Annotated in this window: 20 protein-coding genes, 1 pseudogene and 1 riboswitch; of the genes and pseudogenes, 9 read left to right on the forward strand and 12 right to left on the reverse strand. The window is 45.6% G+C overall.

Annotated features, from left to right (window positions below; translation table 11 throughout):
• Positions 1–213 precede the first annotated feature (213 nt).
• Positions 214–984, reverse strand: a complete 771-nt coding sequence (locus ASG93_RS03400; protein ID WP_056828820.1) for a DeoR/GlpR family DNA-binding transcription regulator — start codon at positions 982–984, stop codon at positions 214–216.
• Positions 985–1423: 439 nt separating this feature from the next.
• Between ASG93_RS03400 and ASG93_RS03405 the strand changes: the two genes are divergently transcribed.
• Positions 1424–2368 carry a metallophosphoesterase family protein gene (locus tag ASG93_RS03405; protein WP_056828822.1) on the forward strand — a complete coding sequence of 315 codons (945 nt, stop codon included), beginning with the start codon at positions 1424–1426 and terminating at the stop codon, positions 2366–2368.
• Positions 2369–2396: 28 nt separating this feature from the next.
• Positions 2397–3248 carry a DMT family transporter gene (locus tag ASG93_RS03410; protein ID WP_056828824.1) on the forward strand — a complete coding sequence of 284 codons (852 nt, stop codon included), beginning with the start codon at positions 2397–2399 and terminating at the stop codon, positions 3246–3248.
• Positions 3249–4098: 850 nt separating this feature from the next.
• Here ASG93_RS03410 and ASG93_RS36910 read toward each other — a convergent pair.
• Both ASG93_RS36910 and ASG93_RS03420 read right to left on the reverse strand, forming a co-directional pair.
• Positions 4099–4727 (reverse strand): annotated as a pseudogene (locus tag ASG93_RS36910) (SMP-30/gluconolactonase/LRE family protein); the annotation flags it as partial.
• 82 nt (positions 4728–4809) lie between these two features.
• Positions 4810–5643, reverse strand: coding sequence for an SDR family NAD(P)-dependent oxidoreductase (locus ASG93_RS03420; RefSeq protein WP_056828826.1), 834 nt, complete (start codon positions 5641–5643; stop codon positions 4810–4812).
• 276 nt (positions 5644–5919) lie between these two features.
• Here ASG93_RS03420 and ASG93_RS03425 point away from each other — a divergent pair, with 276 nt between their 5' ends.
• From ASG93_RS03425 to ASG93_RS03435, 3 genes are all read left to right on the forward strand, one after another.
• A complete protein-coding gene (locus ASG93_RS03425; protein ID WP_056828828.1) occupies positions 5920–6579 on the forward strand; it encodes a TetR/AcrR family transcriptional regulator in 660 nt (219 codons plus the stop codon).
• 176 nt (positions 6580–6755) lie between these two features.
• Positions 6756–7847: a GGDEF domain-containing protein gene (locus ASG93_RS03430; RefSeq protein ID WP_056828830.1), complete on the forward strand. Its 1092-nt coding sequence runs from the start codon at positions 6756–6758 to the stop codon at positions 7845–7847.
• Between the two features lie 187 nt (positions 7848–8034).
• Complete coding sequence (locus tag ASG93_RS03435; RefSeq protein WP_056828832.1) at positions 8035–8682, forward strand: SOS response-associated peptidase; 648 nt, start codon at positions 8035–8037, stop codon at positions 8680–8682.
• A gap of 33 nt (positions 8683–8715) precedes the next feature.
• Here the strand turns inward: ASG93_RS03435 and ASG93_RS03440 are convergent, their stop codons facing one another.
• The 3 genes from ASG93_RS03440 to ASG93_RS03450 all read right to left on the reverse strand — a co-directional run bounded on the left by ASG93_RS03440 (position 8716) and on the right by ASG93_RS03450 (position 11559).
• Positions 8716–9087: a DUF1284 domain-containing protein gene (locus ASG93_RS03440; protein ID WP_235550711.1), complete on the reverse strand. Its 372-nt coding sequence runs from the start codon at positions 9085–9087 to the stop codon at positions 8716–8718.
• 56 nt (positions 9088–9143) lie between these two features.
• Positions 9144–9710 carry an NUDIX hydrolase gene (locus ASG93_RS03445; protein WP_056828835.1) on the reverse strand — a complete coding sequence of 189 codons (567 nt, stop codon included), beginning with the start codon at positions 9708–9710 and terminating at the stop codon, positions 9144–9146.
• 436 nt (positions 9711–10146) lie between these two features.
• Positions 10147–11559 (reverse strand): hypothetical protein, encoded by a 1413-nt coding sequence (locus ASG93_RS03450; RefSeq protein WP_056828837.1) that lies wholly within the window; start codon positions 11557–11559, stop codon positions 10147–10149.
• A gap of 148 nt (positions 11560–11707) precedes the next feature.
• Between ASG93_RS03450 and ASG93_RS03455 the strand changes: the two genes are divergently transcribed.
• Positions 11708–11923 carry a hypothetical protein gene (locus ASG93_RS03455; RefSeq protein ID WP_056828839.1) on the forward strand — a complete coding sequence of 72 codons (216 nt, stop codon included), beginning with the start codon at positions 11708–11710 and terminating at the stop codon, positions 11921–11923.
• Between the two features lie 16 nt (positions 11924–11939).
• Here ASG93_RS03455 and ASG93_RS03460 read toward each other — a convergent pair whose 3' ends face one another.
• The 3 genes from ASG93_RS03460 to ASG93_RS03470 form a co-directional block, all read right to left on the reverse strand.
• Entirely contained in the window at positions 11940–12818 is an 879-nt protein-coding gene (locus ASG93_RS03460) for a polysaccharide deacetylase family protein (RefSeq protein ID WP_200984432.1), read from the reverse strand.
• Between the two features lie 116 nt (positions 12819–12934).
• Complete coding sequence (locus ASG93_RS03465) at positions 12935–13195, reverse strand: YqkE family protein (protein WP_056828841.1); 261 nt, start codon at positions 13193–13195, stop codon at positions 12935–12937.
• Between the two features lie 44 nt (positions 13196–13239).
• Positions 13240–15075, reverse strand: a complete 1836-nt coding sequence (locus tag ASG93_RS03470; RefSeq protein WP_056828843.1) for an APC family permease — start codon at positions 15073–15075, stop codon at positions 13240–13242.
• Between the two features lie 97 nt (positions 15076–15172).
• Positions 15173–15323, reverse strand: a riboswitch (cyclic di-AMP (ydaO/yuaA leader).
• Positions 15324–15586: 263 nt separating this feature from the next.
• On the opposite strand from ASG93_RS03470, the gene ASG93_RS03475 reads away from it, so the two are divergent.
• The 3 genes from ASG93_RS03475 to ASG93_RS03485 all read left to right on the forward strand — a co-directional run bounded on the left by ASG93_RS03475 (position 15587) and on the right by ASG93_RS03485 (position 18552).
• Entirely contained in the window at positions 15587–15889 is a 303-nt protein-coding gene (locus ASG93_RS03475; protein WP_056828845.1) for an AbrB/MazE/SpoVT family DNA-binding domain-containing protein, read from the forward strand.
• Entirely contained in the window at positions 15886–16221 is a 336-nt protein-coding gene (locus tag ASG93_RS03480) for a type II toxin-antitoxin system PemK/MazF family toxin (RefSeq protein ID WP_056828847.1), read from the forward strand. The genes ASG93_RS03475 and ASG93_RS03480 overlap by 4 nt, the downstream gene beginning before the upstream one ends.
• Positions 16222–16974: 753 nt before the next feature.
• Positions 16975–18552 (forward strand): MDR family MFS transporter, encoded by a 1578-nt coding sequence (locus ASG93_RS03485; protein WP_063891748.1) that lies wholly within the window; start codon positions 16975–16977, stop codon positions 18550–18552.
• 284 nt (positions 18553–18836) lie between these two features.
• Here ASG93_RS03485 and ASG93_RS03490 read toward each other — a convergent pair whose 3' ends face one another.
• The 3 genes from ASG93_RS03490 to ASG93_RS33795 all read right to left on the reverse strand — a co-directional run bounded on the left by ASG93_RS03490 (position 18837) and on the right by ASG93_RS33795 (position 22606).
• On the reverse strand, positions 18837–20066 hold the full coding sequence (locus ASG93_RS03490; protein WP_056828848.1) for an NAD(P)/FAD-dependent oxidoreductase: 1230 nt from the start codon (positions 20064–20066) through the stop codon (positions 18837–18839).
• A gap of 163 nt (positions 20067–20229) precedes the next feature.
• Positions 20230–21003, reverse strand: coding sequence for an EcsC family protein (locus ASG93_RS03495; RefSeq protein WP_056828850.1), 774 nt, complete (start codon positions 21001–21003; stop codon positions 20230–20232).
• 145 nt (positions 21004–21148) lie between these two features.
• Positions 21149–22606, reverse strand: coding sequence for a putative glycoside hydrolase (locus tag ASG93_RS33795; protein WP_056828852.1), 1458 nt, complete (start codon positions 22604–22606; stop codon positions 21149–21151).
• Positions 22607–22788 lie beyond the last annotated feature (182 nt).

Genomic DNA, 22788 nt, shown 5'->3' on the forward strand with positions numbered 1-22788 from the left:
GGCGCTAACGCCGTGAAGCAGATTTACCCTGTGAAAGAAGCATATCTCACGTCACATGATGTCGTATATCGTCGATTATTCATTCGTATTGTTTTCTTAGGAATAGACGTCGCTTTTTTTTGTACCATCCTCATTATTTGAGAATTCCCTTGTTTACAAAGAAAAAATCGCCCCTTTCGCCGCTAAGAGAGCCGGTTGATGGCGATTTTCCTATTAGTCGCTGATCAGCACTTCAATGCCGAGCGCCTCAATCGTATCGATCCATTCCTTCGAGCAGCCCGGATCGGTAATGAGCATCGAGATATCTTCGAGCTTTGACACTTTAGCGAACGTAGACATACCGAATTTAGAATGATCCGCTACCAGAATGGCTTCCTCGGCACGCTGCATCATTTTCCGTGAAATGATGGCTTCCGCCAAATGGAAGTCGGTGATGCCGTCCGCGAGTGAAATGCCGGTGGCAGAGATAAACGCTTTGTTTACCTTAAATTGGTCCAGAAGCTGATCCGTTAGCGAGCCTGTTACGGCCTGACACTCCATGTTCACTTCCCCGCCTGCAAAAATAATTCTTCCCCGGAACATTTCCATGGCCAGATTGAGAATCGGAACAGAATGGGTGATCAAGGTTACATTCGTACGATCCTTCAGGTAAGGCAAAATTTCAATCGTCGTCGTACCATTATCCAACATAATCGTTTCGCCGTCTTGGACCAAAGAGGCAGCCAGCTTGCCGATGCCCGCTTTCTCCGGCTTCATCATCTGCGCCCGCCTAAGAAAAGGTGGCTCGACCAGCTCGATGCGCATTTTGACAGCGCCTCCGTACACTTTGCGAAGCTTGCCTTCCTTTTCGAGCCGATCTAAGTCCCGCCGTACCGTTTCCGTCGAGACATTAAGCATCTCAGACAGGTGATGCACCTGCACTTTCCCTTCCATCTCCAAATGGTTTAGAATGGTCATCCTGCGATCTTCGTATGTTAATGACATAATGGCCTCCTAAGAGTTTTCCCTAAGGAAAACTGGCATCGTAAGCATCAGCTATTGACCGATGATATCCACATCGTGATGTTTCCTGTTGTTTTCATCCAGTTTATAAGGTGGCGCTTACGATGTCAACGGATCGGCTTATCCTTAGCCAGCGAAGCGATCAGTTGATTGATCTGCTCACGAAATGAATAAGTTTTCATTGCTGAACTCCGTACCGTATATCGGCATTTCTTGCTTAATCACTCATTTTTGTGAAAAAAACCGTCCCCCACGAGCCATATTCTTGAATACGGTTTCACGCTTGCTTTCAATCATTTTATCAAAAATTTCTTCATTGACAGTATGGCAAACCAGCGATACAATAGCCAACAAACAACATTATATCATAAAGAAACAACATGATTACTACATAAACACAACTTTCAGGAGGACATTTATCGTGCAGTATCCGCTTGCCTTTCGCGAAGGTCGAACTTTTACCATCGTCCAGTTCACCGATTTACATTGGGAAAATGGTGGGGATGAGGATCAGCAAACACGTCGTCTAATGGAAGAAGTGTTAGAAGCAGAGCGTCCTGACCTTGTCGTATTTACTGGCGACGTCATTTATACAGGGGCTTCCGGTGAACCTGTTTGCGAGAATCCGCATCAAGCGTTTCGCGATGCCGTTCATACGGCCGAATCTCGCGGTATTCCATGGGCCGTTGTATTCGGCAACCACGATACAGAAACTGCCATCACTAGAGATGAGCTCATGCAGACCGTGCTGGAGCATTCCCATACCGTTGCCCAGCGAGGACCAGAAGAAATTAAAGGTGTCGGCAACTACACGATATCCATTTTGGGCTCCAATGGTCAGACCGCTGCTGCATTGTACTTCTTTGATTCCGGGGATCGCTCTGCGCTCCCGCATATCCACGGTTATGATTGGATTCGCAGCAATCAGATCGACTGGTACAGGGAGGAATCCCGCAAGTTCCAATCGAGCATCGGGGAGCAGGAATACCTTGCCTTGGCTTTCTTTCACATCCCGCTTCCGGAATACAAACAAGTTTGGGACAATGAGACGTGCTATGGCAACAAGTTTGAACATGTCTGCTGCCCTCCCGTCAATTCGGGCTTGTTTACAGCTATAGTTGAAATGGGCGATGTCATCGGAACCTTCTGCGGCCACGACCACGTCAACGATTATTGGGGCGACCTTCACGGAGTACGTCTCTGCTACGGAAGAGCAACAGGTTATAATACCTATGGCAAAGACGGCTTCCCGCGCGGTGCCCGGATCATTCGACTTCGCGAAGGAGAGCGCTCTTTCGAATCCTGGCTGCGACTGGCAGACGGTACGGTAATCCGTGATCAACCCGAACACCAACCTGGGGGATAACCCTACCTAATCGTTTGGAGATGATCATTTGTTTATCGTTTCAATTTTACTAGTCGCAGCTTCAGGTCTTTCGCACGCGGTCTGGAGCTTATTCACCAAAAGAAGCCAGAATAAAAGCGTCTTCCTATGGTCTATCATGATGATAGCCACAATCGGACTTCTTCCTTATTTAATCAGGGAACTATGGCTTACCCCTTTATCTCTACAAGCCTACGGATTCTTACTTTTATCTGCGTGTTTGCAAAGCGTCTACTCCCTGTTGTTGGCACGCACTTACAATATGGGCGACCTGTCCCAGGTGTATCCGATTATGCGAGGCACTAGCACGCTCTTCATTCCGATTGGCAGCGTCTTGTTCCTTCGTGAATCCCTATCCCTATACGGTTGGATAGGTCTGCTCTGCATGGTCTTCGGTTTCATTTGGCTTAGCGGCATTTTCACCCGTAAACAAGCATCCTCCGGAACTGTTAAGCCATTCCTTATGGCCCTTAGTGTCGGCCTGTGTACGACATGTTACGTTTTTGTTGATCGCATTAACCTTCAGCATGTCTCTGCTATCTCCTTATTGGAGGTTACAAACATCGGGTTCATGGCAGCACTAATGCCGATTGTACGCTCTTCTAAACAACTTCGCGTCGAATGGAAGCTGAACGCCAAGATCATTTTACTGGGTGCGATCCTCAATCCCGGATCTTATTTGTTATTTTTGTTCGCTATGAAATATGCCCCTGTCGCCCATATCTCACCCATTCGTGAGATTGGCACTGTATTTGCTACAATTCTGGGCATTGTTGTGCTCAAAGAGAAGCAAGGCACACTAAGAATTATTTGCTCCATTCTCATCTTGACCGGCATTCTGATCATTAGCTTTTTTGGCTAAACAGGGGGGACTCCCCTTGCTTCATGCCACTTTTTTTTGTTAAGATGCAGAACGAACGTTCTAGTTATAGCCGCATTGTAACTGGTTATTCTAGCGATTTACTATTCTCGTTTGGCAGACTGAAACGAAAGACGTTATTTAGAAGGAAACAACAAAATCCAAGTAGGCCCATGCGCAGTTGCATGAGCCTATTTGATTGAATTGACAAAATATGGGTTATGGTAATATGCTAGAACACTAAGGAATCCATCGTCATATATTCTACTTGAGATTGCCTGATGTATGAATCCTTATACTCGGTTGAATTGATGTTGTAAAAAGTGCAACAGTTTCTGCCAAAATCCCGACTTTCTCCCTTCGTTGTTGTATTACGTGCAACAATTCTACCTGATACAGGGTTTTTCAGGACAAATTGGTTCGAAATGTTGTACAAACTACAACTTCAACCTGTAAAATAGCCTTTCGGCGTGTGAATTGTTGTAGACTTTACAACATTGGTAACCAATATAGCTCATCTATCTTCATGAGGGTGCTGAACGACTCTAAAATCGAGTTTTGGAGTCGTGCCTACCCGTTGCGGGAATGAATCGACGGCTTTCCCCCCCTAACCCTACTCCTCGTCTTTCTACCTCGTCCATTTATCTGAATAAAATCCCCCTAGTGGATCTTATACAGAGATTTGAAAAGGTTAGGGATACCAAAGTATTGGAGTTATTTTCAAAAAAAAACATCCAAGTAAGTACCACCTTAAAAGTTGGTTACTGACATGGATGCTTTATCACTAATTATTTAACCGATCCTAATCCGCGACCATAATCGCTGTAAATCAGCCCCCTCCCGGATTCCAACATTATTTTGTTAAAAGCACGCGATGAACGCCTTTGCTGCCTCCAGGTGCTGTACCTATATATAAATATCCGTTATGGCTTGCAGCCGTTGTTACGCCATTCAGCGAACCTTCCGGATCATGCCAGCTTCCGATAAGCTCTCCCTGCGGGCCGAACTCCGCAGCAAGCCCATGCTTCGCCGGTGCGCTTGCGCCGCTAAGCAGAGACTCCGGCAATTTGGCCATGATGCCTGCCAACCACGGGCTGCGATGCATCTGATCTGCAAAAGAAAGGCGAGTCGTGAAGATCCCGACCCAGAAATGACCTTGTTCATCACGCGTAATGTTATCTGGAAAACCTGCGAGATTGTCCGCAAAAATATCAGATGTCCCCTTCTTGGACCCTTGAGCCAGTATCTGGTCAACTGATAGTGATACGATTCCGCCACAAGCACGAAATCTTCATCCGTAGACAAGGCAACCCCGTTCGCAAAATAGAGGCTTTCTAACAGGACGGTCATCTGTTTGGTCATAGGATCGTACTTCAGCAAGCGTCCATGCGGCTTGTTTTCGGCGATTTCTCTGAAAGTCACACGTCCATAGTTCGAGGTATCGGAAAAATAAATGGAGCCGTCCCGGGTAATATCAAGCTCTAACTCTGCTTTATCCCAATCGGGAACTTCCGAATAGTTGATCGTTTACCATGCACCGAGAGCTTTTGCTCGTTCCAGCTTGTCATTGCCCTGCAAGATCAGATTGATTACCCAAATTCTTATGACTGCCGGATCCTTCACGCGGTCGAAGCATGCCTCCAACAAGCCGAAGACCTTGCTTGCGTGTTATGAATCGTGATAACTGCGCCCCGATATAATTCTGCACACCCGGAACGACATACGCTTTCCCTACATTCAACGCGCGAAGTGCAACCTCCACGACTCTTTCCGGCGTGTCTTTCTTTCCGACGGATGCTTCTTCCGTTCCTACGACATTAAAGAAGCTGGTATCTGTCGAACCCGGACAAAGTGCGATGAATTTTACGCCGCGGTTTCGATTTTCCCACCATAGCGCTTGAGTAAACGACAAGACGAAAGCTTTCGTCGCCCCATATACCGCCATATAGGGAAGCGGCTGAAATCCAGCGGTTGATGCAACATTGATAACTGCACCTGAGCTTTTGCTCAACATGTCCGGCAAGAACAAGTGGGTCATATCTACAACAGCGGCGACATTGAGCATCACTTCTTCATGTTGACGCTCACCTGACACTTGTTCGAACAAACCATGTGTAGCAAAGCCTGCATTGTTGATCAGCAGTTCGATCTCCACTTTCAAAAGTTGACATTGCCGATATAACTCGCTGGGCGCTCCCTCTTTCGCAAGATCCATAGCAATTACCTCGGCTTTGATGCCATACATCTTTATGAGCTCTGATGCCAAGCTCTCCAGCTTGCCCTTCGATCGGGCCACAAGTGCCAAATGGCTGCCTTGTTTGGCTAGTTGTCTCGCGAATTGCTCTCCAATACCGGAAGAAGCTCCCGTGACTAGCGTCCATTTTCCTTGAATTTTCATAGTGCTACTCTCCTTTTAGTTACTATGTTATAATAACGAAACATCGTTACCGAATAGTTAAAGGAATCCTCAATTCCCAAGAAATTAAGAGTTTTCACTTATCTGGTAACAGTGTTTCCAATTAATTTCATTGTAACCACGCTTTTTAAGAAAGTCAATACGATCTTGGAGCATTCCATGTCTCATTGACAACTACCCATCAACTGTATAAAATTTTGATAGAAATTAGGAAACTTTGTTTCCTGACGAAAACATGATAACCGAAGGAAGATGATTATGAGCGACCAGGATAACTCCGTTAATACGAACACTCGAGTGCTGAAAACCTACCAAGAGGCTCGCTTACAAAATATTGAAAATCTCCGCAAACTTGTTGTTGATGCAGCGGCAACGCTCTTGCAAGAAGAGGGTCCAGAAGCCGTTACGGTGCGTAAAGTAGCGCAGAAAATGGATTGCTCGACTAAAATCATTTATAGCTTATTTGTCAATAAAGAGGGCTTGGCTCAGCAGTTGTATCTGGAAGGTTGCAAGCTGCTCGCTAACGAATTCGAGGGGACGCCGCAAGCAGCCGATCCGGCACAGCATTTGCTGAATCTAGGCGAAGCCTTTTGGCAATTCGGGCAGCGTTACTCCAGCTATTATAAGCTGATGTTCGGAGGAGCCTTCGCAGACTTCAAACCGGACGAGGAAAGCATGCATGGCACCGTAACAGCCATGCGGCAATTATTGACCGTGGTCAGCAATGCACAAGAGCAAGGACTGATCCCAGGCCAGTATGACACGGAATCCGTTGTACGTATCGTCTGGTCCTCGCTCCATGGCGTGATTCATCTTTACATGGGTGGGCACTTAGGAGATGTACTATCAGCCCATGCGGTATACAAGCAAACGTTGTCTTTAATTGCGGGATCATTGTTGCCAAATCATAGCGCCTAATGCGGAATCCTGATCCGGTAGAAAATAGCTCCTAACTTGATAGATGGGGGCTATTTGTCGTATTCCCCTTCGTAAACATCTTGCCTAAACGGGGGGTTATTCTTTACAATGATCTGATAAGGCACAAAATGTTTTTCCAATTATCGCCAAACCGAAAGGAAAGTGGCCTCCACTACATGGAACAACTTCCGGCTAATGATCATAGATGGAATCGAAAACTTATACATATTTTATGGTGGATCCTATTATTCTATGAAGTAGTTGCTATTCTTGGATTCTTCTATCATTGTTATGATCAGCCGCCGCAATGGTTTAACCGGTACATGCAGGTTCAAATCATTACGGCTTGCCTACAGCTCATCTTAATGGGAGCCGGTTATTTGGCTATTCACTTTCTGAAACGATACAGCGATTTTATCATGATTACATGGACCATGACCATGGTTAGCATCTTTATTATCTGTATTCCCGAGCTGATGAGCAGCTACGAATTAATTAGTATCCCTATTATTTTAGCCTCAATCTATTTCCAAAAGAAAACTATTATTTTCGCTTATATTTTAGGCATTGTATATTTCATTTCATTACTAGTTTGTCAGGTATTTCAAGGGTATGCCCTAACAACTTCTGATGTGATCGTGTCCTTTACAGTCCTCACCTCAACCGCACTTGTGTGCTTTGTCATCATGAATAAAGGGCTATTTCTCATTACAGAGTTAAAAGATTCGGTCGTTCGCGAACAGGATCTCCTTATTCGAAATGTGATGATTGATCGACTTTCCAAAGTGGATGCGCTCACCGAGCTGTTTAATCATCGTTCTTTTCAAGAACATACCGATCATCTGATTTCACATATGCCCCATGATACGCCGCTTGAGCTTGCTCTTATCGATATTGATAATTTCAAAAGGATTAACGATACCTACGGGCATTGGGTCGGTGACATGGTTCTCAAAACGATCGGCTCCATTCTGAAAGACGCGCTCGGCCCTGACGATATGTCTTTTCGCTATGGCGGTGAGGAATTCGCCGTTCTGTTTGTAGGCAAATCACACGCGGAAGTTTTACATATTTGCGAAAAATTAATGGAAATCATCCGGAATACCGAAATTCCTGAGATGCCGGGTCAACCGTTAACGATGAGTATCGGACTTGCTAGCTATAATCGCAATACGATGAAAAAAGCCTGGTTCCAGCTTGTTGATGAATGCTTGTATACCGCCAAGAGAAATGGGAAAAACCGCATTCATTCACATATTTCTGAATAGATTGTTCATCAGCTAGGAGCCTAGGGCTTCTAGCTTTTTTTGGATTTCGTTTCTAAGCCATTCCAGGAACATAATATGAAGGAAATGATGCTGAAGCTGCTGGTTGTGTAAATAAAATGATAGGCCTCATACATGTATTTGGTTAATTAGGCAAATAATAGCCAAAACCAAATGAGGTGGTAAAACGATGTGTCAATCCATATCTATTCTTGCTGATGTCAACGAGCTTGTTAAACAATTCCGTATTGATCGGCTGCTATCGTATAGCTCTAATCGTTATGAGGTGCGGCCGACAGAGTCGGTTTCCGCTGTGATGATGAACAAAAAGGGAGAACGTATCCTTGATGAATTCCGTTGGGGTCTGATGCCGTTCTGGGCAAAAGATGCCGTATGCGGGGACCGCGATTCGATCTTCACTAATGTCGTCTTCGAGCGTATCGTCAGAAAGCAGCGCTGTATCATTCCTTGCAGTGGATTTTATATTAGCGTGACGGAGGGAAAAGCGACAGAGTGGATTAAGTTCAAAATGCGCAGCGGCACTTTCGGCATCGCGGGACTGTATGATGTCTGGCGGGCTCCATCTGGTGAAGAGGAGCTTCGTACGTGTATGATGCTGATGACAGAAGCGAACTCACTTGTCTCTCCTTATCAACGCAGAATGCCTGCGATACTCGACCAAGATCAGGCCGAGATGTGGCTGCAGCCAGAGATGAGAGACAGCAGACTCCTCAGATCCATCCTTCGACCTGTAGATGATTTGCTTATGGTTGCAAATGTTTTGTCATCTCCTGAAGAGAAGCTAGAAAGCGGTTCGGATGTCAGTGTTTTTGTATGAAAAAAGAGGGCTGCGTTCTACACGCATGCCCTCTTATTTGGTAGTGACGGGCGGCAAGTCGCCACCCTCCCCGATCAAACGTACCCCTTCCGCACAAACACCGTATGGCTCCCAACGGCATGTGGCACATAGGTGGCCAATGTCGTCAGGTTTCACACGATCGGCCACTTGCCTACAAATCTCCGACCAGCTCAGCTCCATCTCCACTTGCAAGCCAAGCTTGGTGACGATTTCTGCATCGTGCTGATAGACGGTCCTATTTTCACAATGCGCTTCTTGATCCTTCGGGAAAGCTGCGCAAAGATCATCGGGTCCAAGAACAATGCGGATCATCGTTTCGGGCTTTTGACGCAATTCCTCGTAGACAGTCGTCATGTTTTCGCAAAACTCTTTCGAATAACCCATTCCTCTGTATCCTATCAGACAAAGTAAGTGATGTCCTCTCAATTGGATCGCCTTCGTCATATTTTAGGGACACGGTACAATCCGTACCCTTTCATTTTGATGATTGGATCTTTATCTTCGACTAGCCCGGTTGTTTTGGAATGTAGGGCAACATCAATGAGCCAGCGTGTAAAATCCGCCACATTCATCGCTTCCATCTCAGCCAAGCTGTAAAATCCCGCTGCGTCGACCTCCACGCCGTCTGGCTGAGGCTCACCGCTGATGTAATCCATTTCAAAAGCAATGTATACATTATGTATACTTCTAGGCAAATCCCTTACGGCTACTAGGCGATTGACAACCGCTTTGACTCCGCACTCCTCCAACACTTCGCGCTCAATCGTATCTTGAATCAGCTCATGCTGCTCAATATAGCCGCCCGGGTTGGTCCATCGGCCTTTTCCTGGCTCCTGAGCCCTGCGTACAAGCAGCATCTTCTCATCCTTCATCACGAGTGCGCCAACACCGATGCTATAGTTACCCCAATGAACAAAGCTGCACACCGTACAAGCTCTTCTTATCGTGCCATCCACATCGCGCGACTCCATAGCGGCTCCGCAGGCCATACAAAACTTGGCTTCCATCTATCTCATCTCCAACTTCCTATAGTCTTGAGTTCCAACTTCCATTCGAGTTCACTGTATGTAAGCTTACTGCTTAAAGTGGACAATAGGCAACTCCGATCCCGTACGTTTTCCGTTCATTGAATGGGAAATTGGAGATACTTCCTGCTCTTGTCTTGCGATATCGCTGAATTAGGAAACGAAGTTGATTCTGTGCAAACAAAAGGTCCCAAAGGCTCTTATTCCACTCCATTACCCACTTTCTGCGCAAATAGAAGCTCCCAAAGACTCTTATTTCGCGGATTTGACTACCGTAAGAAAAACCCGTCACACCTATGATGGAGCCCACAGGGTGGCGGGGTGACGGGGCCGTGTGTAGGCGGGGCCGTGTGATGGATGACTGGTGCAAGGTGGCAGATTTCACTGGTTACAACTAGTTAGACGATGCTGTCTCTAGTTACACCAAAAACATCGCCACGACCGTCGTCACCGCGAGGCCGATGAGCACAGGCAGCAGATTCCGTCGCGCCAGCTCGAACGGACTCACGCCGCAGATGGCCGCTGCTGGGATCAGCGCCCACGGGATCAACGTGCCGCCGCCGACCCAGATGGCGGCCACTTGCCCGAGCGCGGTGAGCACAGCCGCGCCGGAGCCGATGGCGGTTGCGAATAGCTGTGCAATCGAGCCCGCGAGGGAGATGCCGGAGAAGCCGGAGCCGTCAAGGCCCGTTATGGCGCCGACGACGGTGAGCGTTACGGCACCGACCGCGCCATTCAGCGGCACTTGCCCCGCAAGCGCTACACCCAGATCGTTCACGATCCCGTGCGAGCCTTGCGGAAGTACTTTGCCGAACAGCTCCGTGAAGGCGGAATCGCCTAGATAGAAGAAAGCGGCGATCGGGATCACGGGGCCGAATACTTTGAAACCGAATACAAAACCTTCGATGAGGTAAGAAGTCGTTTGTTCCAGTCCTTGATTCCGATGCGCGAGCAGCGTTACCGCAATCAGAATGAATACGGCGGTGCCCCCGACGAGCGCCGTCGCATCTCCCCCTTGAAGATGGAGCACGAACATCGCAATAACGTCTAAGGCGAAGAGCAGAGGAATCATAATCGCTAACATTTTCTTTAAACGCGGCGCTAAATTAATCTTGGCTTGCCCAGTTGCTGAAATAAGTGAGCCGCTATCCCCTGGACCACTCGCCACGAGTCCATTCCGCCACGTTCCGTTCTTCATATCCCGCCGCATCATCCAAAAAGCGGTTATCGTCGTGACAAGCCCCATCACGATAACCAGCGGAATACTAGCCTCCATGACGGCAGTCACCGGCAATCCAGCTGCATCCGCTGTTAATTTAGGAGCTCCCTGTATAATGTAATCCCCCGAAAGCGCAATCCCATGTCCGAATAAGTTCATCGCCATAGCTGCACCTAGCGCTGGCAGACCAACACGGACGGCCACAGGCAATAGAACAGCCCCAATGAGCGCAACACCGGGAGACGGCCAGAAAAACCATGACGTCACCATCATAATGATACCGATACCCCAGAAAGCCAAAGCAGGCGTTCGCATAAAACGGGTTAGCGGAGCGACCATGGTTTCATTAATGCCAGTTCGAATGAGCACGCGGCTCATCGCTACAATAATGGAGATGATCATGATGGTTCCCATCAGCTCCTTGGTCGCATAAATGAAGCTGTTGAAAATACCAGAAACAGAGCCGCTGAGCGTTTCCGTTGCCAGCAAGCCAAGCGCGAAAATACCAACCACACAAATCATCGTTGTGTCTCTGCGCTTGATTAAAAGAGTAAGAATAAAACCGATAAATACGAAATAAACCCAATGAATCGGCAATAATTGAATGACCACCCTAGATCACGCATCCTCTCTGCCCATACAGCATTTGGTGCTACATTGTATGCTAGGCTGGGCGGAGGAGTTCGTGTGAATTCGGGTTGAGCGACACCTTGTGGTACAATAGAAGAACTATTTTAACCAAGTAAGGGGAATGCCGAGGATGGCTAGAAATCAACGCTTAGTAACGGATTCAGATTTTCAAGATGCTGTTGAAAGACAGGCTGTCGTCCGTGTTTTCAAAGATGATCATATCGTGGATTCCAATGCGGTTGTATTGCGTTTCAGTGAAAAAATGGTCGTCGTACAAACTCGTGTTAGTGATTTGACATATTATGATCGAGAGGCTTGTGAATTTTTTGAAATGAAAAAACGATAGCTGCTGAAGCTATCGCTTAGTTTAAGGTATAGGAAGCTAGGAGAACGAAGCGGTACCCTTCTTTTTTTAGCTCAGGAATTGCTTTCATGATACCTTCTGCCGTATCTTTCTCCGGGTGGTTCATATGCGCTAGTACGATAGAACCGCTTCGGGCTTTTAGCAGCGCTTTGTATACCTGCTCTGTGTTATAGGTCGCTCCAGCATCTCCGAGTACATTGTAACCAGCCAGCTGAAAGCCTAAATCATGAACAACTCCTGCTGCAATATCATCATAATAGGCTGTGCCCGAGCGAAAAAACAAAGGACGCCGTCCAGTCAGCTTCTCGATCTGGTCAGCATTGTCTTTCACTTCGTGAATAACATCGTTCACGCTCTTAGTTCCAGCGATGCCATACGCCAACCTGCCATTTACGGACAAGGGCCGATGCTCGGTCCCATGATTTTCAATCTCAAACAGTGGGTTTGCGGCTAATTTGGCAAATATGTCCTTATTGGCCGTTATCCATCTCGCATTGATAAATAAGGTAGCCGGGATGTTCTCCTTAATCAAATAGTCGATCAGCTTCTCATCGTACCCACTGCCCTCCTTCCCTCCACATGCGTCAAAAGTCAGCGCAATCACTTGTTCCTTCGTCGTAAGATGAGTCTGAACGCCAGGGACATTTTCGCCCCATTTCGTTGGTTTAGCGTTTCCGTAACGCTCGATCAAGGTCTTTTCCAAAGACGGAAAATCCGGACTAGTCGATGAACTTGGGTCGCTTGGAGCCACCGATGGAATCGTCGGTGTGCCCTGAGCTTCTGGGATTGGCGTCGATGACGCTGATGTTGTCGGTCCCTCTTTATGTACGATTGGTGTCGTTGTTGGTATTGGTACCGTTGTTGGTGTCGTTGTCACTGTCGGTGCACCACTTACTTCAGCAGTCCCTTGAGCTGCCTCTCTGTTACCCCTCTCACAGGATGACAACGCTAACATAACGAAAAGAAAGAAAAGGAGGCACACTGTGCGCTCCCTCATTTGTGCTTTCGCCAATCTAGACTGCTTTTAGAAAGCAGATGTCCAAAATCATTCTCAAGCCGTTTTTCTTCCGCTTTGCGAGCAGCATCCGCCTTCGCTCTCTCTGCATCTTTCTTCGCTTGTTCCTCTGCTTTCATGGCGTCAGCCTGCGCTTTGAGTCCCTCAAGTATTTCTGGGCGCAGCAAATCCTTAAGTGTTGCCGGTTTATCTTGCACGCTGGTAACAGCAGGAGTAGACGACCATTTTTTCTTTGCCATAACGGGTTCACCTCAGTTCAGTTTCTCCCTATTATTGTACACTTCTACTCGTGCAAATGATACGGTACCGTAGCCACGACGATATCTTTATCTGCTTGCAGCTTTGAACGTATGCGTGCAGCAGACTGGTTATGGAGCAGTCGATGCCACCATTTTTTCGGCATAAATTGCGGTAGAATGACCATAATATTTTGTTTTTCCGAAACATGCGTGTCAATTCTCTCAATAAATTCAGCCAACGGCTTCAGTATCGTCCGATAACGTGATTTAAAAACAACCAATCGAACGCCAGGATCCCACTTCTCCCACTTCTCCTGCATCAATTCTTCATCTTCATCTGAGAACGATACGTAGAAGGCAATCACGTTTGGCGACAACGATTTCGCATAGTTCAAGGACTGTGCTACAACCCGATGAATGCCCGCCACAGGCACAATAATCAAAGGCTCCTTCGTACAAACCCGTTCAATCGTTATATCAATACGCAATTGCTTCGCTACATCATCATAGTGATGACTGATTTTCGTAATTATCCAAAGCAGCAGCGGGGTTATAATAATAACAATCCATGCACCTTCGGTAAATTTCGTTATGGAAAATATGAGTAAAACAGCAAGAGAAACGATCCCACCTAAACCATTGATGAGCAGCTTTCCGATCCAACCTTTCACTCGCTCTCTCAACCATTTACGAACCAAGCCGCCTTGCGCAAGTGTAAAAGATAAAAACACGCCTATCGCATATAGAGGAATGAGTGCATCAGTCTTACCTTTGAAACCAATAAGAAGAATACTGGCTAGTACACCAAGTGTGATAATCCCATAGTGAAACGAAAGTCGGTCTCCTCGGAATGAGAACATTCGCGGGAAGTTTTTATCCTGTGCCATAATGGATGCTAAGATTGGAAAGCCGTTGAAGCTAGTATTAGCAGCCAAAACCAGAATGAGCATAGTACCGATTTGAGTTGCATAGTACATCGCCCCACGACCAAAAGCCTGCTCTGTCACCATCGATAATACCGAGGTATGGCCATTAGGATCAGGTACAATACCATATCCCAAAGCTATCACCGTTACGCCTCCAAACACGATAGCCAAAAGTGTCCCTAAGGATACTAATGTTCGCTTCGCGTTTTTAACGGATGGTGAGCGGAAATGCGGCACGGCATCGGAGATGGCCTCGATCCCTGTCACGGCCGAACACCCGGAAGAGAATGCTTTTAAAAGGACGAATAACGTTAATGAGCTTGTCATTGAGCTCGGAGCAAACGCTATGGGATGCGTATTCATGGATCCCGTCATCATATCGTATATGCCTTTGCCCACTAACAGTAATATACAAAGAATAAAAAAGTACGTCGGAATAGCGAAAATCGTACCTGATTCCGAAGTTCCTCGCAAATTAAGCCAAACCATGATCCACACAAGAACTAGAGTAATCGGAACAATATACGGCACCGCCGATGGAAAAGCTGATGTTATCGCCTGCACGCCGGCAGAGATCGAAACGGCAACAGTAAGTGTATAGTCAATAAGCAGCGAAACCCCAGTCAGTCTCCCCCAAACCATACCCAGGTTTTCTTTGGAAACCATATACGCTCCGCCACCTTGCGGGTAGGCCTCTATCACTTGCCTATAGCTCAAAACTAGCAGCATAATCAGAGCAATAATGGATACCGCAATGGGCAAAGAAAACGCAAAAGCGGCAACCCCCACGGTCGCAAGTTCTAAAAGAATCTGCTCAGTTCCGTAAGCAACTGACGATAAGGCATCAGAGGATAGGATCGGCAGTCCTTTCCAAACTTGCATTTTTTCGGATTCCATTTCGCTGGATTTAAGCGGTTTGCCAAACATAATTTTTTTCAATGAGTCGCTTGTCATTCGTGATAGTTCCCCCAATTAAACCTAATATCTGACATAACCTTGCGGTTTAGGACGCAAAAAAACACAAGGATAGACCTTGTGTTTATACACATGTTCTCCTTCTCACGGTCGCTTACGAGGTTAGCTGTCGGGTTCGGGCCGCGAGAATCTGCCCTAATTGGTGCCAAACGTAAGCACCTTTACTCACCCCATGAAACTTATGGTTCCCCCGCTTTTCTAATAAGAAAATTAAGCGAAATATTCAACTGTAACGTACGAGTTGAATACTACTCTCTTCTTGCAGCATAGTAAAGGATTGAAAAAACTTAAAAAGATAACTCCAACCCTACATTCACTCAATAATGCGCTTACAGTCATGCGATTCATTGATTTACTTCCATTCTCTTATTACATCGTGGTTTTTTGAACATTTGGCTAATAGTACCGTAGGCATGGTGCTATTTGTGGTATCAAATGCACGTTTAATGTATATCTTATGTATATACACGTTGTAAGGAGTGCGATATAATTGGAGAACAATAAAGGAAAGGAATGGATTCTAATGACAACTGCCACGCTTAGTAAATGGGGTAACAGCAGCGCAGTCCGTATTCCTAATCAATTCTTGAAGCTTCTTAACCTTGAGGAAGGTGCAGAATTGCAAATTATGGTGACTGCTGATAATGAGATCCTTCTTCGGCCCGTAATTAAGCCACAAGAAACAAACGAGGAACTGCGCAATCATCTAACTACACTTCTCTCCAAAATCAAAGCGAATTCACAAAGCCATGAAGAAATAGATTTTGGTGTTGAAGGAGACGAGCTGATTTGACAATCCCAACACGCGGGGATCTAATTTGGCTTGATTTTGACCCGCAAGCTGGGCGAGAGCAAGCTGGTCGTCGTCCCGCAATTGTATTATCTGAAGTAGATTTTAACCAATTAACTGGCTTTGCATTCGTTTGTCCAATAACCAACCAAACAAAGGAATATGCTTTTGAAGTACCGCTTCCAGAGGGACTTCCTTTCACTGGTGCCGTCCTTACGGATCAGTTAAAAAGTTTAGACATAAGAAAGCGTAAAATAAAAATAGTTGCAAACGTTCCTGTTGATTCCGATTTCATGAAAACTATCCTTCGGAATACACGATCCATTTTGGCATAAGTAAAGCCCTCGAGATTCTCGAAAGGGCTTTACTTATGCTTATTCGATTAACGACGGATGGACTTGTGCAAAGCAAGCTACGCCCGAGAGTCGTAATGCCGAAACATTCTAGTACAACCTGCTTTTCTAATTCTCTCATTTATTTGAATCTTCCTTTTTGTCTGGAACAAGAACTCACATAGGCAACACTAAACAAAACGGTTATGCCGAAAATTTACAGCCCTCGCTGCATTTACTTTCACATTATAGGTATTACCCGAATACGTACCATTCAAATTTTGAAAGAAACATCCAGCCTGGATACCCAGATCGACTGATAGCCTTGTTTTTCAGGAAAAGGAAACGGGCTATTCGTGATCTTCTTTCATTTTGGATTTTCAAAGCTCTTCAACGACAATACCTTGGGCAAATTGGTCACTTAGTAGTAAATCAATCAACTTCTCCGCAATAGTCGCAGGTGATGCAAGCATCCCTTTATCCTTTACCCTATTAAATAGTTCAGAAGCGGTGAATATTAGAGGTAGCGAGAATTTGAAATTTAATACGATTGATTCGTGAGTATAAGAATAGAAAAGACTAAAACATAGCCCCAAGCCATGAAAGCCCGAAAGGGCTTTTTTACGTTAAACCCGCGTTCAAAAACTACATCCCCAGACCGAGAACTTTTTAAAGCTTGCGCCTGATGAGTGAAACACCTTATAGCTCTATGCTTAGAGAAGCGTTGAGGAATTTAATGAACGATGAGGTGTAATCATGAAAAAGCAAGGAAACAACAAAACGTTAGTTCTAATCGGTCTGCTGTTAGGCCTAGTATTCTCAGAGCTGGATCAAACAGTCGTATCTACGGCTCTGCCGACCATTATTCGTGATCTGCACGGCATGTCGCTCTATGGTTGGGTAGCAGGAATTTATATGCTCTCGATTACGATGTTCATGCCGATCTTTGGCAAGCTTGCCGATATTTATGGTCGCAAGAAGATTTATTTAAGCTGTGTCGCTCTATTTATGGTCGGATCCATCATCAGCGGACTCGCGGATTCGATGACCATACTGCTAATCGGAAGAGGCGTTCAAGGAATCGGAGCCGGCGGGCTCATGCCTTTAGCGATGATCATCATCGGCGATACATTTCCGCTGGAGCAGCGTGCCAAGGTCCAGAGCCTTGTCGGTCCGTTACTGATTCTGCCACAGCTGATCGGACCTACGATTGGCGGGTATTTCGTGAGCTATGTGAGCTGGCATTGGATCTTTCTGATCAACATTCCTATAGGACTTATCGCTGCCTTTATCGTTTCCAAAGGCTTGCGTGAAACGGTCAGCACCGAGAAAAAATCCATTGACTGGGCAGGAGCCTTCACACTCGTTCTTGCCATGCTCTCCCTTCTTCTGGCTCCGGTCTTGATCGACATCAAAGGCTATACGTGGTCGTCCCCTGTTATTATCGGCTTATTGGCGTTATTCGCTATATTCACCACGCTCTTTATCCGAATCGAGTCGAAGGCCAAGGAACCGATTATCCCGCTTGTTCTCTTCAGAAACCGATCCATCGTTGTTTTGTCCTGCATTGTTTTCCTGACGATGCTTGGCATCATGGGAGGCATGTACGGGTTCCCGTTTTTCGCTCAGACGGTCATGGGTATGTCACCCACTGCGTCTGGTTACTTGATGCTTGCGTTCATGGCGGGAGCGATTCCCGCGAGTATTCTTTGCGGTAATCTCATAACGAAGGTTGCCTACAAGAATCTTTTCATCGTATCGTTCATCTTCCCGATCGTAAGCTATATCCTGCTATCACGCATACAGATTGATACAACAGTTATCTACATTATCGCGGGATTCTTCATTTTGGGGCTTGGGATCGGCGTTCTCTTTGGTTCAGACAATCTGATCGTACAAGAGTCCGTTGCGCAAGAACACAGCGGAGTCGGGGTTGCAACCGTGCAGTTGTTACAGGCTATTGGCACCACGCTAGGGTTCAGTATCTTCGGAAGCTTGCTTTCTAGAAATATCGCCAGAGGTTTATCCGGATTATCGGACCAATTTCCAGAAGGAACGGCAGAGACAATACTAAATGGAGGCATCCCACAGGGGCTCTCAGCAGACTTATTGCTGCAGATCAAAATGGTATTTACAGAGGCGTTCCAACACATTTTCGCCATAGGCATCTTTTTTGCCATCGTAGCTTTCATAGCTTGCTTGTTTATGAGAAAAGAAGTGCTGACGAATAGGGAAGAGGCATTGGCTGCAAAAGAATCTATGACGAACTCAGAAGAAGCTTTGACTGCAAGAGATGCTCGGACTGCAAAAGAATCGCTGACTACAAATACATGACCAAAATACATTACAAAAATAAATGGCTTACCCCACCCTTACTATAAAAAGGCTAAATTGATGTACAGCGTTACAACATCTCTTAGCTTAACCAGAAGAAATCAAGGAAATTGTTGTACGCTGTACAACTTGTATGCCTCCACAATCTCACCCAGCTCCGCAAAATCGATAGGTAACGATACAAAAAGCGAGTAAGCTTGGACATACTCCCTCACGTTAAGCAAAAAACTGGAGAGAAAATCAGTTTATTTTCTGATCTTCTCAATCCAGTTTTTGCTTCTTATTCAATTCGGTACGTGATAATTGCGGGCTGTTGTTTTTTGTTTGAAAATCATTTTTTTCCAGATGAGCGGGATGCCGCCAATGAGGTATAAATAGCGAGCATCGATGACTTTTTTCAGGAGAGCGGCAAACTTCCCTTTAACTTTCTTCACTTTGAGCAGGCCAACTGCCTCTCCTCTGCCCAAGGAAGCCACGGTCCCTTTGAAATCGTAGGCGAAGGGCTTAAGGTCGCGGCCGCGAACGGCATAAAGGAGATTTCTTGCTACGTTGTAGCCTTGCTGAACGGCAATCTGGGCATTCGCCGGATAAGGCGTCCCCTCAGGGCTCATCACAATGGAGCAATCACCTGTAATGAATACATCCGGATACTGGTAGGAGCGCAAGCACTCGTCCACCTTGACTCTTCCCCGCTGCACATCGAATCCTGCTTGCTGTAACAAGGAATTCCCGCGAATGCCTCCCGACCAAACAACGGTGCCTGCACGAATGAACTCCCCATTGCCCAAAATAACGCCATCCGGCGTGCACTCCTTAATGGGTGTGGATAGTTTATAATGGACACCTTTACGGCGCATGACTTCCATGCCGTATTCGACAAGATCTTCAGGCAGACCGGGAGGCAGCGCCGATGGAGAGGCTTCGATATTTATGATTTGCACAGTAGACGGGTCAACGTCATATGTCCTGCTCAGCACAGGGATCCGATCCGCCAATTCCCCTACAAACTCTGTTCCAGTGAAGCCTGCGCCCCCAACCACAAAGGTGAGGTAATCTTCTCTCTTTGGCTCCATTTTTGACTTGGCAAACATATATTCAATATGCTGGCGAATAAAGCGAACGCTATTAATGCTCTTAATCGACATCGCATATTCATTCATCCCAGGAATACCGAATGTCTCGGTCTCACTCCCCAGCCCAATAACCAAATAATCGTAGGAGAGGTCTCTATCGCCGAGCACAACCTTCTTTTCCTCAGGCAAAATTTGACTTACCGTTGATTTCACAAAATGAATCTTATGCTCATCAATCAAATCCGCAATCGCCACACGGGCATTATCGTGATGATCGGTACCGGCAGCCGGCATATGCAGATGCGTCGTGATGTAGTGATAGTCATGTTTGTTCACCAAGGTCACATCCATCTCACTTGCTTTCATCTGCTTCTGAAGCCTAATAGCTGTGACCAGACCACCGTAACCTGCGCCAAGAATAACCACTTTCGGTTTGCTCATTGAAATCCTCTCCTCCGAAGTTTTGTGAAATAAATCACATATATTTGTGAAAAATATCACATACTTTTATAAGAAGAGCCGTTTGACGACTCTTTCTTCTATCATATGCTATTTCTCATCAGAAATCACTATGAATTTGACCAATTATTGAATAATAAAAGTTTTATTTGGAAACAAAGCCCTCGTTCTCTGTTTTATCATGTAATCGGCGTAATCGAAAACAGTTCATTCCTGCCACACCGAGCTCCTCCAGCAAACCAAAGTTCGCCCAAGCGCCCACCACTGCCCCGATGCCGGGGACAAGCTGAAGCATTTTACGAAAATCAATCGTATCCCGGTATTCCTGCTGCAGCTGCTGCCAATCCACTTGATTCATATAATCCTCAGCTGGTGGAAAGGAATGAGAAATGGTGTGCCAATTCTTAATGGTATGAAGAAGATCCGGCTTTTTATTCGGACTGGAAAAGGCTAGCTGAAACACATAGAGAATGAACAACCGCTCCCTATAATCTTTGGTCGAGTAGCCGTACGCATGCGCCAGTTCAAATAGGAATTTCAATTTAATGCCGATCAGAATCGGGAAATCTGCCAGACCTAGCAGGATCCCCCCTGCTCCCGTACCAGCTCCTTCTGCTGCGGCAATCTTTTTATAAAGGGATAGTAACTCCTCAGCTTTGGCATCGCTATCTGCTAAGGAGGCACCGTATAACGGGCCGGTTTTGGGGATGTAATTCATACCGAATAGGGTCGTTTGCACGATCCCTTTGACGGTCGCGGTTATCGTCTTATGAACCTTATCTGGGATCAAATTATTGATGCTGGTTTGAACGGATTTGGATGCTCTCTCCATCAGGTTAGGTGTCCTCTGCTGCCGGATTTCCCAGCGTTTCAGCTTTTTCAACATCTGCTGCTCGTAAATTGTGTACGCTGTGTCCATTGTCGTCACCGCCGTCCCTGTTCTTTATTTAAGTATAGTATACGGGGCGGTTGGTCTCAAGATGACGTGTTAGTTGAACAGGCTACCGATAAATTCGGTAGCCTGTTATCGTGGATGAATAGTTCAGAGAATACTCGTTGGTCATCTATGGTATATATGTTACACCTTCAGAGTATGAATTGTTAGCATTCCAGATTAGGTATTCATTAACACCAGCATCTTTTAAAGCTTTAATTTGTGCTTCTACCTCAACTTTACCATATTTAATGTAATTGCCGGAACCTAACCAGCTTGCTGTAAAGTCTTGAATCCAAGGACGTGATAGCGGTGGAGTTTGGAGTTGTGCAAACTTCCCTTTTTCGGCTTTCATATATTCGGTAACAAGTTTATATGGCTCTTTATCTGGTTTTGAGATTCCGAAATAACCATTGGACCAATGACTTGGATAAATCATAGCCGAAATAACATCTACGGAGCTAGAAATGCGGTTAAAGTTCTGACCGATACCTGGAGCTTCAGGCAATGTAGCTGTATATCCGAAGATATCAACAGAGACATTTACATTATACGGTTTTAGTTGTTCTTTGGCATATGCGACAAAGTCGCTGATAGCATCAACACGAAGCTGTGTCAAACGCGCTTTATCGCTAAAATCCGGTGCTTGGGGTACTTCTTTTTTTAAGTCAGACACACTCTTTTGGGCATCGTCCATTGCTTTTTTATTTGATTCGGTTTTCACTGAATTATAAGTATCCGTAGCATCTGTCAACTTTATCTGTAAAGAAGACAAATCGTCTTGATATTTCTTAGAGGCTTCAGCATAGTCTTTTTCTTCTTGTACAAATTTAGTTGGTTTTTTATCCGTGTAATCACCCATTGAATACTTAAGAATTTTGTCTCTGCTTTCGAAGCCTTCTGGGAATCGAACATAATCAAATTGTATTTCTCTAAACCCAAGTTCTGCAGCTAATTTGGCTATCTCTACATTATGATCCCATGTTTCTTTAAGAAATGGGTTGATAAACCCGTCTCTATTAGCATTGCGCCATATACTGTCGCCATCTATGTAAGAAAGATCTGGACGTTTTTTTGCCAAAACCGTGTCTTTAAAGGAAACAATACGAGCAATAGGGTAGATTTTATGCTGTTCAAGAATTTTCATGAGCGCTTGTGGATTTTTTATATAAGGCTGGCCAAATTCTGCAAATATTCCCTCTGGCCTAAATGTGATATATCCATCATCATCCTTTATATCTATTACCATTGCATTTAGTTCGGTGTTATCAAGAAGTGATAGAAGTTTAAGCATACGATCACCACCAGCTGACCAACCTGTTACATAAATGCCACGCACAGCATCTGGATAATTGAAGTGTACTGGGGGATCAAATGCAGGTGCTTGACTCGCTGCAGGTGTGGGCGAAACAGCGATTGGTGAATCTGAGGGCGATGGCGTGGGCGTGGGTGTGGGCGTGAACTCTTGTATAGTTGTAGGAGGCTGTTCTGATGGATTTGGCGTGTCTAAAACGACTTTTGACGTTTTACAAGCTGACGTCGCGAGCATTACAAATATCATGATAAAAATAAGTCCTTGTTTCTTCACGATAATCTCCCCTTTTCCCAAAATCACTTGATTTTTAGTAGTTACATTTTTGGTAATTAAAGGGTGTTGTATGGACTATAGAATTGCCCTGCCCATTAGCGGGAAATTCGATGCTCAATATTGAAATATTCGTGAAGTAAATAAACTATGCACCTTGATGCCATGCGGCTAAAAAAAGAAAT

The organism is Paenibacillus sp. Soil787 (assembly GCF_001429545.1).
Taxonomy (GTDB): Bacteria; Bacillota; Bacilli; order Paenibacillales; family NBRC-103111; genus Paenibacillus_E.

What these genes read in the sequence shown, in the direction of transcription:
- ASG93_RS03445 (WP_056828835.1), bottom strand. Translation starts at nt 9,710, where the DNA reads ATGGAAGCCAAGTTTTGTATGGCCTGCGGAGCCGCTATGGAGTCGCGC.
- ASG93_RS03455 (WP_056828839.1), top strand. Translation starts at nt 11,708, where the DNA reads ATGGCTAGAAATCAACGCTTAGTAACGGATTCAGATTTTCAAGATGCT.
- ASG93_RS03490 (WP_056828848.1), bottom strand. Translation starts at nt 20,066, where the DNA reads ATGAGCAAACCGAAAGTGGTTATTCTTGGCGCAGGTTACGGTGGTCTG.
- ASG93_RS03420 (WP_056828826.1), bottom strand. Translation starts at nt 5,643, where the DNA reads ATGAAAATTCAAGGAAAATGGACGCTAGTCACGGGAGCTTCTTCCGGT.
- ASG93_RS03400 (WP_056828820.1), bottom strand. Translation starts at nt 984, where the DNA reads ATGTCATTAACATACGAAGATCGCAGGATGACCATTCTAAACCATTTG.
- ASG93_RS03495 (WP_056828850.1), bottom strand. Translation starts at nt 21,003, where the DNA reads ATGGACACAGCGTACACAATTTACGAGCAGCAGATGTTGAAAAAGCTG.
- ASG93_RS03440 (WP_235550711.1), bottom strand. Translation starts at nt 9,087, where the DNA reads ATGGGTTATTCGAAAGAGTTTTGCGAAAACATGACGACTGTCTACGAG.
- ASG93_RS03465 (WP_056828841.1), bottom strand. Translation starts at nt 13,195, where the DNA reads ATGGCAAAGAAAAAATGGTCGTCTACTCCTGCTGTTACCAGCGTGCAA.
- ASG93_RS03485 (WP_063891748.1), top strand. Translation starts at nt 16,975, where the DNA reads ATGAAAAAGCAAGGAAACAACAAAACGTTAGTTCTAATCGGTCTGCTG.
- ASG93_RS03425 (WP_056828828.1), top strand. Translation starts at nt 5,920, where the DNA reads ATGAGCGACCAGGATAACTCCGTTAATACGAACACTCGAGTGCTGAAA.
- ASG93_RS03470 (WP_056828843.1), bottom strand. Translation starts at nt 15,075, where the DNA reads ATGACAAGCGACTCATTGAAAAAAATTATGTTTGGCAAACCGCTTAAA.
- ASG93_RS03430 (WP_056828830.1), top strand. Translation starts at nt 6,756, where the DNA reads ATGGAACAACTTCCGGCTAATGATCATAGATGGAATCGAAAACTTATA.
- ASG93_RS03435 (WP_056828832.1), top strand. Translation starts at nt 8,035, where the DNA reads ATGTGTCAATCCATATCTATTCTTGCTGATGTCAACGAGCTTGTTAAA.